General features: G+C 33.3%; 10 protein-coding genes. 6 read left to right on the top strand and 4 right to left on the bottom strand.

Translation table 11 applies throughout. The features are described 5' to 3' along the window. Positions 1-12: 12 nt before the first annotated feature. Together BSF42_RS10635 and BSF42_RS10630 are read right to left on the bottom strand one after the other, a co-directional pair. Positions 13-2,649 (bottom strand): gliding motility-associated C-terminal domain-containing protein, encoded by a 2,637-nt coding sequence (locus BSF42_RS10635; RefSeq protein WP_095953075.1) that lies wholly within the window; start codon positions 2,647-2,649, stop codon positions 13-15. 145 nt (positions 2,650-2,794) lie between these two features. Continuing rightward, positions 2,795-4,120 (bottom strand): PDZ domain-containing protein, encoded by a 1,326-nt coding sequence (locus tag BSF42_RS10630; protein ID WP_095953074.1) that lies wholly within the window; start codon positions 4,118-4,120, stop codon positions 2,795-2,797. A 123-nt stretch (positions 4,121-4,243) separates the two neighbouring features. On the opposite strand from BSF42_RS10630, the gene BSF42_RS10625 reads away from it, so the two are divergent. The 6 genes from BSF42_RS10625 to lgt all read left to right on the top strand — a co-directional run bounded on the left by BSF42_RS10625 (position 4,244) and on the right by lgt (position 9,673). Then, positions 4,244-5,440 carry a pyridoxal phosphate-dependent aminotransferase gene (locus BSF42_RS10625; RefSeq protein ID WP_095953073.1) on the top strand — a complete coding sequence of 399 codons (1,197 nt, stop codon included), beginning with the start codon at positions 4,244-4,246 and terminating at the stop codon, positions 5,438-5,440. A 203-nt stretch (positions 5,441-5,643) separates the two neighbouring features. Continuing rightward, on the top strand, positions 5,644-6,315 hold the full coding sequence (gene folE, locus BSF42_RS10620) for a GTP cyclohydrolase I FolE (protein WP_095953072.1): 672 nt from the start codon (positions 5,644-5,646) through the stop codon (positions 6,313-6,315). 95 nt (positions 6,316-6,410) lie between these two features. Then, a complete protein-coding gene (locus BSF42_RS10615) occupies positions 6,411-6,776 on the top strand; it encodes a four helix bundle protein (protein WP_095953071.1) in 366 nt (121 codons plus the stop codon). Between the two features lie 78 nt (positions 6,777-6,854). Then, a complete protein-coding gene (gene cysS / locus BSF42_RS10610) occupies positions 6,855-8,333 on the top strand; it encodes a cysteine--tRNA ligase (RefSeq protein WP_095953070.1) in 1,479 nt (492 codons plus the stop codon). A gap of 99 nt (positions 8,334-8,432) precedes the next feature. Beyond that, the gene (gene yidD, locus BSF42_RS10605) at positions 8,433-8,681 is read left to right on the top strand and encodes a membrane protein insertion efficiency factor YidD (RefSeq protein WP_095953069.1); all 249 of its coding nucleotides are present in this window, start codon (positions 8,433-8,435) and stop codon (positions 8,679-8,681) included. A gap of 59 nt (positions 8,682-8,740) precedes the next feature. Beyond that, complete coding sequence (gene lgt / locus BSF42_RS10600; RefSeq protein ID WP_095953068.1) at positions 8,741-9,673, top strand: prolipoprotein diacylglyceryl transferase; 933 nt, start codon at positions 8,741-8,743, stop codon at positions 9,671-9,673. Positions 9,674-9,728: 55 nt separating this feature from the next. Here the strand turns inward: lgt and BSF42_RS10595 are convergent, their stop codons facing one another. Together BSF42_RS10595 and secDF are read right to left on the bottom strand one after the other, a co-directional pair. Then, positions 9,729-10,343: an acyloxyacyl hydrolase gene (locus BSF42_RS10595; RefSeq protein WP_095953067.1), complete on the bottom strand. Its 615-nt coding sequence runs from the start codon at positions 10,341-10,343 to the stop codon at positions 9,729-9,731. Positions 10,344-10,426: 83 nt separating this feature from the next. After that, positions 10,427-13,417, bottom strand: a complete 2,991-nt coding sequence (gene secDF, locus BSF42_RS10590) for a protein translocase subunit SecDF (protein WP_095953066.1) — start codon at positions 13,415-13,417, stop codon at positions 10,427-10,429. Positions 13,418-13,457 lie beyond the last annotated feature (40 nt).

Here is a 13,457-nt window from a genome sequence, read left to right as displayed (position 1 = left end):
ATAAAAAGAGATTTATCGATTTAAATAAAGACGGCCTTGTTGCGGCGGTTTATTATCTTTATTAAAATGAAGCACATAAAAATAAACTCCGTTTGGCGCGACTCCGCCAGCGAGACCGCTCTTTTCATAATTCATTCCGTCCCAAGCTGGTTTATTTTTATCTCCTTTATACATTCCATTTCCGTATCTGTTATAGATTTCAAGTGTATAATTTGGGTATAAAAACTCAATATCTTTTATCACAAATGAATCGTTTACACCGTCTCCATTTGGAGAAAAACCATCGGGAACAAAAAAGTTATTAGGTATATTATCACAATTTGTTAATGTAACAGTGACTTCAATATATTCTGTAGAGAAACAATCTGTACTTGGAAAATTAAACCCGTAATATCTGCCTTGTTCCATTAAAGGAGTTGTGGCAGATAATAAATTCCCATTTTCAGGAGCATCGTACCAAGCTACTGCTTGAGGAATATTTGTATTATTTGACAAATCTGCAATAGTTGGGTTATTTAGTCCACAGAAATTCTGTCCATCTGAGTTTAATACAGGAGCTGGTGAATCATTTATTGTCACTACAACCGTCGCAGCTTCTGAAGTACAGCCTTCAGAAGAGGTCTCCTTGACATAGTAATTACCTGATTCCAAAATTAAAGCACTTGCTAGAGGTGTAGTTGATGTTGGTGAACTATACCATTTATATTGATTTCCATTTGGAACTAAATTAGCAACTGCTGCTTCATCAACTTTACAAAATTCCTGATTAAGAACAGCTGGGGCTGCCGGAATAGGATAAATTATAAAATCATCTGCGATATTAATTAAATCAACATCACAATTGGTTAGAATGTTTGTCAAATTCAACAGCGTAATCTTTGTTGTTCCAGCGTTTAAAAGTAATTCTGCCGGAATAACAAAATCCAATTTTCCGTCTGCAACGTCCTGAGTTATGGTTTGCATTGTAGAGGAATTACCTTCTGAAAGAATATAAGAAATCTTTGCATTTGTTAAATTTCCTAATCCAGAAATAGAAACAGGAAATGGTTCGTTCAAGCAAAAATTATTAACCGCAACACTAACCGTTGTCGCATTTGGCAAAGGATTAATGGTTAAATTTACTGATTTAAAGGCACTATTTGTACAGCCTGTAGCTGTATTGGTAATATTCGTAATTGTAATAGTTACAGCACCGCTTTTTGCACTTAAAATTGCAGGAATATCAAAACTTGCATTTCCGCCAGACATTGTAAAATTTGCAGATTGTCCTGTAGCGACATTATCTCCCGTTATATTATATTGAATATCATAGTTTCCGTCTGCCAGCTGTGTTCCGTTAGTAATCTGAACTGTTGCAATCTCATTTTGGCAAACGGGATTAGCCAGCAATTCAACTGTGTTTAAATCTGGCAACGGGTAAACATGCAAAACATCAGACAAGTCATTAATAATATTGATACAGGCACCTCTAGTTGATGATAAATAAATATACTCTATGGTAACTGTGTAATCTCCAACTTGTTTAAAATATTCTCGCGAAATGGGAAAGATAGCTATACCGTTTACAAAATATGAAACAACTGTTTCTGTTCCGCTATCTGGACCAGAAACATTAAATCTAACTCTATATTGTCCATCTGGAATTGCTTGCGTTCCTTGTGTTATTCTAGCAGTGTAAAATGCTCTGGGTATTTCTGGAGCACAAATATCATTTTCAATCTTAACTTTTGCGCCAGTAAAATCAAGCTTTTTTTCAATCGAAATAACAAGACTTTCTTCATCATCTGGACATACAACTCCATTATTATTATTAGAAGGCACAAAAAATGCCTTATAAGTATATGTGAAAGTTCTGGGGCCGTTTTTATTGTATAAATCTTGAATATCAACAATATGGTCTGTTGGAGAACTTAATCCCATACCTGTCCATTGTCCCTCAGGATCTTGTCCCGAAATTAAAGTGTTTAAATCAAAATTGGTATAATTTGCTACATCAGTTTCACAAATAAAAGCGTCATTTGTTTCTCCTGCCTCTGGTGCTTTATTAATTGTAACAATTACAGTTACCGATGGAGATACTGGAGAACATAACAGAACGGCTGGAACGGTATAATTAAAAGTAAATGTACCGCTTAATCCCTCAATAGGAATTGTTGAATCAACTGTTTCTCCATCACTATCAGTCCAGATTCCATTTAAGTGAGGTCCCATCACTGTTCCATTGAAAGCAGTAAATAGATTAAAAGTTTTTTTATTACTGCATTCGCTGGCATAAGGGGCCGCAACTCCCGCGTAAGCACCAATTGTAAGGGTAACAGTAGCTTTATTATCTGTACAACCTGCCGTGACTGGTGCTGTATAAGTATAGTGATAAGTACCGCCGCTTCGAATTATCTGTGCACTTAAAATACCTGTAGCCGTATCTAATCCTCTTGAGCCATCATCATCTGACCATGTTCCTCCAGGAACTGGATTTCCTCCTAACAGCGAAAACAAAGAAATAGACCGATTAGCTGGATCAGAAATATTACAAATTAATTCATTTGTATTATCGTTTCCAGCACATTGGGCATGTATCTTTGAAGAAAGAAAGGTTAAAAAAATAAAAGTCGTTACAAATTGTAAGAAATTAATGTAATTTTTGACCATGAATTAAATTTTTGTTAAACATAATAAAATATATAAGCAAAAAACTAATTTTTAACAGACTTATTTTCACAAAAAGCAAATCATCTGAAATATTAAATGAAAAAGAAAATTTTAATTACAATAAAAATTAGGTAATTATTTTTATTTAAAGCTCATCTTCAAGTTTAAATCTGAATTTCAGCACAACGCTGTTTCGCTCAACATCCAGAGTTATCCAAACATCTTCTTCAGATTTTAAAAGATTATTTATCTGCTGTAATGTATATCTGTATGGTTGTGTTCTGTTAATGCTTACAATGATATCGCCTTTCATAAGACCGCTTTTTTCTGCTGCAGAATTTTTGCGGACATTCACAATTTCGTAAACTGGTTTTAGAGCAAATTTATACTTAAAATTATTATTGTTTTTATCCTTATCCTGCAGATCTTCAACTGTAGTAGAAACTCGTACCATTTCTAAACGAACTGTTTCCTGTACCCATTGAAGGCCATGATGCTGCACGGTAATACCACTTTTATTATAGGTAAAAGGTTCTGAAAATTTACTGTTTTTCTTCAAATACATTTTTTTATCGGTATAATCAAAAACTACGGTAAATCGTTTCAGAATTTCACCTCCAATAGAGCCAATACGCCCTGGTACCATCTTCACGTTGCGAATAGAAATTGAATCTGGAAAAGAAACAATAGGTTTTTTAAATTCAAATTCATCAATGGCAAACTTGTCTATTTTAGCTCGATGTCCTTCAATATCACCGCTAAACCCTTTTCCAAGAAAATCGGGAAAATTTTTAGTTGGAAGTTTGATATTATTATTTTCGAATATCCAAAAGGCATCACTGTTCCCAACATCTATTAGTAGTTTTGCTGGAATTTCAACATTATTTACAGTCGCAGTAGTTACCAAATATGGTTTTGATCTTTCAATAGTTATTGGGATCATTTTATATTTGGAATCCATTTTTTGCTGAAACTTATTGGATCTCGAATGAACTATGATTTTCTTTTTTTGATAATTAATTTCAACAAAATTATTTTTAAAGAATTTATGCCCAATAATTCCATTTACGGGAATTCCGATATGAGAAGACAAATTAAAACTTTGATCTAAAATAATAAATACCAAATGATCATTAGACTTTAATCCATGAGTTTCTAAGACATTTTTTGTCGATTTTAGTCCTTCGATCTCTTCTTCGCTTCCGAGTCCTCTAAGTTTTATTTTTTCGATATTGTTAAAACTAACTTCCTGTTTGTCTTCCATACTAAACAAAATAGTCTCTTCAACCCCTGAGTCGAGCAGAAAGTTAAGTTCGATTCCGTTTACTTTTATCGGAATAAAGACCAGATTGTTAATTAGTTTAAAAGGTATTACAGCCTTAGAAGAATTGTTTTGTAAAAAAAAACCGCCCTGTCCAAAAAGTAAAAAAGGTAAGAATAACCCAAAAAACAATACTATATATTTTTTCATTGACAATTTTTTATTATAAAATTAGTAAATATATCTATAATTGTTACATTTCTCGAACTACCTGTATTGTTTACGTTAAATTCGAAAAAAAAATGCAAATTTGCACTTCAATAATTTATACTCATGCCAACAATTTCACACAAAGGCAGAAACATGCCTGAATCACCGATACGAAAGCTGGCTCCTTTTGCAGATTTAGCAAAGCAAAAGGGACACAAGGTGTATCATTTAAACATTGGTCAACCGGATATCAAGACACCCGAAGTGGCCATCGAGGCGGTAAAAAATATTGATTTAACTCTTATAGAATACAGTCCGTCTGCCGGATATGAAAGCTATAGAAAAAAATTAGCTCAATTTTACCAGCGCCAAAATGTAAACGTTAACACAGAAGACATCATTGTAACTACTGGTGGTTCTGAAGCCTTACTTTTTGCACTGGCCACAATTACAGATCCTGGAGATGAAATTATCATTCCAGAACCTTTTTATGCTAATTATCATGCGTTTGCATCATCAACTAGTGCAACTGTAGTGCCTCTTGTTTCGACAATCGAAACGGCATTTGCTCTGCCAAGTATCGAAGAGGTAGAAAAATTAATTACTCCAAAAACAAAAGCCATTCTGATTTGCAACCCTGGAAATCCGACTGGATATTTATATTCTGAAGAAGAAATTAAACAATTGGCTGGTTTGATCAAAAAACATGATCTATACCTAATTGCCGATGAAGTATATCGTGAATTTTTATACGATGGAGATGAAACACATTTTTCTGTAATGAATCTTGAAGATGTGCAGCAAAATGTAATAATGGTCGATTCTGTTTCTAAACGCTACAGTATGTGCGGTGCAAGAATTGGCTGTCTGGTTACAAAAAATAAAGATGTTTTGGCAACGGTAATGAAATTTGCTCAGGCACGTTTAAGTCCGCCAACAATTGAACAAATTGCCTGCGAAGCTGCAATTGACACGCCTCAAAGTTATTTTGATGAAGTAATTTCAGAATACAAAGAGCGTCGCGACACGCTGATTGCCGAATTAAATAAAATTGACGGTGTTATTGTAACCAAACCAAAAGGTGCTTTTTATTGTATTGCCCAGCTCCCAATAAAAGATTCTGATGATTTTGCACAATGGCTTTTAGAAAGTTATAATCTAAATGGCGAAACGGTAATGATCGCTCCTGCCAAAGGTTTTTATTCAACTCCTGGTATGGGATTAAATCAGGTTCGTATTGCGTATGTTTTAAATAAGAAAGATTTAATTACAGCTGTTACTATTTTAAAGGAGGCTTTAGTGGTTTATAACAATAGATAATCAAGTCATTATAAATAGAATTTCAAAAGACAATAACACTTTCGTTATTGTCTTTTGTGTTTTAAATTAGAACTATTTCACCGCTAATTTAAATTATATCCAAAAAGCAACAATTAAATCGTAAAAACGATAGAAAAGGTTTCCTATTTATTAATTATCTTTACCGCCTTAAAAAGATATACCCATTATAATAGTAGTTTTTAATGACAAATAACGAAGATTTTTTAGACGAAATAGGTGACAGTCACTTCAGCAGTAATGCTCAAAACCCTTTAAGAGCGGACGCTTTTGACATAACTGATGAAGAAAAAATAGAAAAAATAAAAAAAGATGTTGAAAGCATTCTGCAGACTCTTGGAATGGATTTAACAGATGACAGCATAAAAGGTACTCCAAACCGAGTAGCAAAAATGTTTGTAAAAGAGATTTTTGGTGGTCTTAATCCTGCAAAACAGCCAAAAGCTTCAACTTTCGACAACAATTACAAATATGGCGAAATGCTTGTAGAAAAAAACATTACTGTTTATTCTACTTGCGAACACCATTTACTACCAATTATCGGGCGCGCTCACGTGGCTTATATTTCAAGCGGAAGAGTTATTGGTTTATCAAAAATGAACCGTATTGTTGAATATTATGCTAAAAGGCCTCAGGTTCAAGAGCGTTTAACTATGCAAATTGTTCAGGAACTTCAAAAAGCTTTAGGAACAGAAGATGTTGCCTGCGTTATCGATGCTAAACACCTTTGTGTAAATTCTCGTGGAATTAAAGATATCGAAAGCAGTACTGTAACTTCTGAATTCGGCGGAAAATTTAAAGATCCTCAAACGAAAAGAGAATTTCTTGATTACATTAAACTAGAAACGCAGTTTTAGGTTAATCGGTAAATCGTTAATTTGTTTAATCGCTTTGTCAAAAGTATAATTTCCGATTAAACGATTAAACAAATCAACAGTTAAAACAGAAAAGAATGTATGTTTTTTCATTTGAAAAGTTAGAAGTCTGGCAAAATGCACGAATGTTTATTTTGGATATTTATAAATTAACTACTAAATTCCCATCAAATGAGCTGTTCGGAATAACTTCTCAAATAAAAAGAAGTTCATCGTCTATTGCTACTAATATTGCCGAAGGAACTTCGAGAAATACGAATAAAGACAAAGCGCATTTTTTAACGATATCGTATTCATCAGCAATGGAAACTCTGAATCATTTGATTATTTCTAAAGATTTAAATTATGTTTCTGAAACAGAGTATGTAGAATCTCGTGAAAAAATTGAAAAAATATGCAATCAGATAAACAGTTTAAAAAAATACTATCTTTCTAAAGAATAATAGAAATTAATTAAAACGATCAAACGTTTACAGCGATTAAACAAATCAACAGTTAAACGATTAAACATTAAAAACAATATGCCACTATACAGCAGTCAACCCTTAAAAATATACAATTCACTTTCGGGTGAAAAAGAAGATTTCAAACCAATCCATGATGGAAATGTTGGAATGTATGTTTGCGGACCTACCGTATATAGTAATGTTCACTTAGGAAATGTCAGAACTTTTATGTCTTTTGACGTTATTTTCAGGTATTTTCTTCATTTGGACTACAAAGTGCGCTATGTTCGAAATATTACCGATGTAGGACATATTGTAGATGATGTTGATGAAGGTGAAGATAAAATTGCTAAAAAAGCTCGATTGGAACAATTAGAGCCAATGGAAGTTGTACAGCGTTATACTGTTGATTTCCATACCATTCTAAAAGCATTCAACTTTTTACCGCCAAGCATTGAACCAACGGCAACTGGACATATTATTGAACAAATTGAAATTATCAAAAAAATTATTGATACCGGAATTGGTTATGTTGCCAACGGATCTGTATATTTTGATGTTGTAAAATATAACGAAACTAATAATTACGGTATTTTAAGCGGTCGAAATATCGACGATATGCTGGCTAATACTCGTGATTTAGACGGTCAGTCTGATAAAAGAAATCCTCAGGATTTTGCACTCTGGAAAAAAGCAGAACCAGAACATATCATGAGATGGCCTTCACCCTGGAGCGATGGTTTCCCTGGATGGCATCTTGAATGTACTGCAATGAGTACAAAATACTTAGGAAATCATTTTGATATTCACGGAGGCGGAATGGATTTAAAATTCCCGCACCACGAATGCGAAATAGCACAAAATGAAGCTTGTACAGGCCAGTCTCCAGTAAATTACTGGATGCATGCCAACATGCTGACTTTAAACGGAAAGAAAATGGCTAAGTCGACTGGAAATAATATTTTACCAGGCGAAATTCTTAGCGGAGAAAATACTATTTTAAGTAAACCATTTTCAGCTTCGGTGACTCGTTTCTTTATGCTGCAGGCACATTACAGAAGTATTTTAGATTTCTCTGATGATGCAATTGTTGCTGCCGAAAAGGGATACAAAAGATTGATGGAAGCGGTAGACGCTTTACCAAACATTTCAACTGGAAGCACAAGTTCTATAGATTTTGCATCTTGGAAACAGCTTTGCTACGATGCAATGAATGATGACTTTAACACACCTATTTTAATTGCTCAGCTATTTGAAGCTGTTCGCTATATTAATTTATTAAAAGACGGTAAAGAAACTATTTCAGCAGCTGATTTAGCAGATTTTACTGCAGCTGTAAATGCTTTTATATTTGATGTTTTAGGACTTGTTGACGAAAAAAGCGCAGACGGTGATGATAAATTAGAAGGAGTTGTGAATATGCTTATCGGAATGAGAAATCAAGCGCGAGCAGATAAAAACTTTGCACTTTCAGATCAGATTCGAGACCAATTAATTGCTTTAGGAATACAACTTAAGGATGGTAAAGAAGGAACATCATTTAGTATTCAATAAAAAAAGAGTTCATGATTCCTTTTTTAGTGTTTCGTTACGCCAAAGTTTAAATAGGAATACTGAAAACTAAAAAACTGAACACTGAACACTAAAAAAAATATGTTATCCAAAATTCTAATATATCCGTTTGTACTACTGGTGCGTTTTTATCAAACGGCAATTTCTCCGTTTACTCCGGCATCTTGCAGATTTGAACCAACTTGTTCCAGTTATATGATTCAGGCATTGCAGACTCACGGATTATTTTACGGCGGTTTTTTAGGAACAAAGCGTATTTTAAGCTGTCATCCTTGGGGACGAAGCGGTTACGATCCTGTACCAGAAAAGAAATGTGATCATAAACATTAACCTTTTATAAAGCGGTACTTTACATTAAATATTTATTTTTACAATATAAAACAATTTACATGACACACGCCTTAAATTTTGTTTGGAATCCTTCAGAGGGAATCAATTTAGGATTTTTTATAATTCGTTATTACAGCTTAATGTTTGTAATTGCTTTTCTTTTAGGATGGTTTCTAATGAAGAAGATCTTTGAAAGAGAAAATGAATCACTAGAAAAATTAGATTCTTTGTTTGTTTGGACAGTTCTTGCAACTTTGATTGGCGCGCGTTTAGGCCATGTTTTATTTTACGATTGGGAATATTTCAGAAATCACTTACTTGAGATTTTCCTTCCTTTTAGATTTGAACCAAAATTTGAATTTACAGGTTTTCAAGGATTAGCAAGTCACGGTGCGGCAATTTCTATTATTGTAGCGATGTATTTTTACAGCAAAAAAATCTTAAAACGATCGCTTTTATGGATTTTAGACCGAATTGTAATTCCTGTTGCCAGCGGTGCTATTTTTGTTCGTTTGGGAAATTTCTTCAATTCTGAAATCATTGGTAACGAAACCACATCTGCATTTGGAATTCGTTTTTTACACGATAAATTCAGCAAAAACGAAGCAGTACAAAAAACTGGAATTGCAGATCCAATTGAGGCTTATAATGCAATTGCGACAAACCCAAAATTTGCAAATTTATTAGCCGAAGTTCCTGCAAGACATCCAGCACAATTATACGAGGGATTCTCTTATATTTTTGTATTTGCTATTTTATATTTCTTATACTGGAAAACAAATACAAGACTTAAATCTGGTTTCTTATTCGGATTGTTTTTAGTTCTTTTATTCGTAGTTCGTTTTATTGTGGAATTTGTAAAACAAAGCCAAGGCGGAATAGAAGAAGATTTAGGTTATTTCTCTACAGGTCAATGGTTAAGTATTCCATTTATTATTATTGGTCTTTTCTTTATCATAAGAGCACAAAGAAATCCTCTTGCAGCGTCATAAATTATATTACTTTATAACAAACGCCCAATATCTGAGATATTGGGCGTTTTCTTTTTTAGAGCTGATACGAAATACCAAATTCGATATTCTTTGTATTATAGCCCGCATTAGAGCTTCCTAAACCCGCATTAGACACATGCCTGACACTTGGGCGCACATCAAACTGAAATTGGTTGTAATCGACCGAAAAACCTATCGCCAAAACATCTGCGAAAGCAAAACCTTTAGACATACGTTCTGTTTCTGTATCTGTAATCATTGGTCCTATACTTCCTAAGAGATAACAGGAAAACATATTACCAATTGGTTTACTGACTATAAAACCAATATTCAGCACATATTCATGAACGTTTTTCAATTTCATGTATTCAATTCGCTTCTGCTCAAAATCCGGTGTTTCAGGCTTTACGAAATACAAATTCAACAATTGATGTTTTCCAAAGTTGATCTCGGGCTGTATTAAAATCTCATATCTAAAATTTCGAGTTTCTTTTAATCTATAATACAACTGGGCTTTATAGAAATTATTAGTAAAAGTATAATCCGTATTATTGAACTCGCTTCCAAAACCATAACTCACTCCTACCCTATAATTATTGTATTTCTGTTGCGCATGAAGTTGCAGCAATACAAAGAAAGAAACGATAAAGAATATGCTTTTCTTGGCCATAATAGTTTTTGAATCTCACATACAAACATAAAAAAAAGATCCAGCTTTCACTGGATCTTTCTACTATTAAAAACAAAGTTTAATTATGCTTTGTTGTGTTTGTCTTCGATTGTATGTTTCTCATCATTTGAAATCGTATCAACCAATACTGGCGTAGCGATAAACAATGAAGAGTAAGTACCTACGATAATACCAATTAACATTGCAAAGATAAATCCTCTAATTGATTCTCCACCAAAAATAAACATTGTTAATAATACAATGATCATCATTAATGAAGTATTCAACGTTCTTGATAAAGTAGTATTAATAGAAGCGTTTACGATATCTTCGAAACTACCTTTACGGTTTCCGATGATAAATTCTCTAACCCTGTCAAATACAATTACAGTATCGTTCATAGAGTAACCAATTACAGTCAAAATCGCAGCGATAAAGTGCTGATCCATTTCCATGTGGAATGGCATGAATTTGTAGCATAATGAGTAAATTCCTAATACAAAGATAACGTCATGCGCAACAGCTGCAATCGCACCTAATGAATACTGCCATTTACGGAAAGATACCATTAAGTATAAGAAAATAACTGCCATCGCACCAAGAACCGCCCAGTATGAGTTAGTTTTAATATCCTCAGAGATAGAAGCTCCAACTTTAGAAGCTTGTAATACACCGACTTTTTTACCGTCAAAAGAGTTAATGAATTTCTCGTAAGAAGTATTTGGGAAATATTTCTGTAAAGAAGCATATAATTTTTGATTCACTTCTTCATCAATAGCTACACCGTCTTCTTTAATTTTATATTTAGTAGTGATTTTCAATTGATCATCATCACCTAAAATTTTAGCTTCAACAGGAGTTCCAAAAGCTGCAGATAATTCATCTGAAACAGCAGTTGCATCAACTGGTTTTTCAAATTTAACTTGGAAAGTTCTACCTCCAACAAAATCAACACCTTCATCTAAACCATTAATAAAGAAAATAGAAGTTAAACTTACTACTGTTACAATGGAAGAGAAGATATAAGTGAATTTTTTTACTTTAATGAAATCAAAGTGGAAATTAGTAAACCAGTTTTTAGTAATATTTGTAGAGAAAGTTAAATCAGCTTTTCCAATAATATTTCTATCAATAAAGATTCTAGCAATAAAGATTGATGTAAACAATGAAGTTACGATACCAATTAATAATGTTAAAGCGAAACCTTTAATAGGACCTGTTCCAAAGATAAATAAGATAGCTCCAGTTAAAACGTGAGTAACGTTAGCATCAATAATAGAACGCATTGCACCGTGCCATCCGTAAGAAGCAGCAACCGCCTCAGAAAGAGATTTTCCTTCACGCAATTCCTCTTTTGCTCTTTCGTAGATAATAATGTTCGCATCTACCGCTGTACCTAATGTTAATACGATACCTGCAATACCTGGTAATGTTAATACAAAACCAAAACTTGCCATAATTCCGAATAAGAAAAGTAAGTTTAATAATAAAGCAAGGTTTGCATACCATCCCGCTTTACCATAATAGAATACCATCCAAACGCAAACTAATAAAAACCCTAATACAGAAGAAATTGTACCTGCATCAATAGCCGCTTGTCCTAAAGATGGACCAACAACAGTTGATTGAATAATATCTGCAGAAGCTGGTAATTTACCTGCGTTTAATACGTTAGCTAAATCTTTAGTTTCAGCAACATCAAAAGAACCTGTAATTTCGGATCTTCCTCCAGCGATAGGACCACTTGTAACACCTGGAGCAGAATAAACGATATCATCTAAAACGATAGCGATATAACTTTTTTGAGCAAACGCTCTTCCTGTTAATTCTTCCCAAACTTTAGCACCTTGGCTGTTCATCTGCATAGAAACTGCAGGTTTACCCATTTGGTCAAAAGTATCTTTTGCATCAGTAACAACACCACCGCTCATTGCTGGGTTATTGTCTCTGTTTCCTTTTAAAGCGTATAATTCAACAACTTCAATATCTTTTGCACTTGCTAAATCTTTTGCTTTTTGATCTTTTATAGTAGTTGGTTTACTCCAAACAAATTTTGCATAATGTTGGTCAGCAGCCAATAAAACTCTAATTTCTGGTCTTTTAAAATAACTGTTAATTGCAGCAGTATCTTTTGTAGCGAAGTAACCTAAAACTGGTCCGCCGCCTTGACCTAAAATTTTATCAAATAAAGGATTGTTTCCTTTTTTAGTATCTGTAGAATCTTTAGCATCTGTCAATAAAGCATTCAACGAATCTTTAGCAACAGTTTTAGTTTCTGGTTTCTTAACTTCAGTTTTCTTTAAAGCTTCGTTAGCAGCAACTAAGAAATTACCAATTTCTTCAATTTTATAAGTTTCCCAAAACTCTAATTGAGCTTTTCCACCTAATAATTTTTTAATTCTATCAACATCCTTAGCACCTGGAAGCTCTACTAAGATCCTTCCTGTTTCTCCTAATTTTTGAATGTTTGGCTGTGTAACACCAAATTTGTCGATACGCTCTCTTAATACTTTAAAAGCACTTTCTACAGACTCATCAACTTTTCTTTTTACAACTTTTTGAACCTGTGCGTCAGACATTTGAAAATCTACACCACCTTCACCTTGAAGACTTCTGTTTGCAAAAATATCTGGAGATGCTAATTTTACACTTCCTTTTGAGTTTGCTTCAAAAGCTTCAAAAAACTTATTTAAATATGTTTTGTTTCCTTCTAAATTTGCAGATGCATCAGCTAATGATTTATTAAAAACTGGATTTTTAGAATTATTAGCTAAACCTTTTAAAACATCTTTAATAGAAATTTGAAGAATAACGTTGATTCCTCCTTCTAAGTCAAGACCTTTATTAAGCTGCTTGTTTTTCACTTCGTTGTAAGTGAAATCAGTAAAACCAAGATTTAATACTTTCTCTTTACCAATCGAATCTAAATATTTCAGCTCTTTATCAGGATTATCTCCTGCAAAAGCTTTAGCCTCACTTTTGACACCACTTGCCACAAAAGTGAATGATAGTTGGTAAATACTCACCAATGCAAATAGAATTGCGAAAAATTTAATAAGTCCTTTATTCTGCATTATTACTAAAAATTAATTATGTTTTATTTTTGTTTTTGTT

The sequence above is a fragment of the Flavobacterium sp. ACN6 genome (assembly GCF_002304005.1).
Taxonomy (GTDB): Bacteria; Bacteroidota; Bacteroidia; order Flavobacteriales; family Flavobacteriaceae; genus Flavobacterium.
The sequence above is the reverse complement of the archived record's forward strand: the minus strand, read 5'-3'. Positions and strand labels throughout refer to the sequence as shown.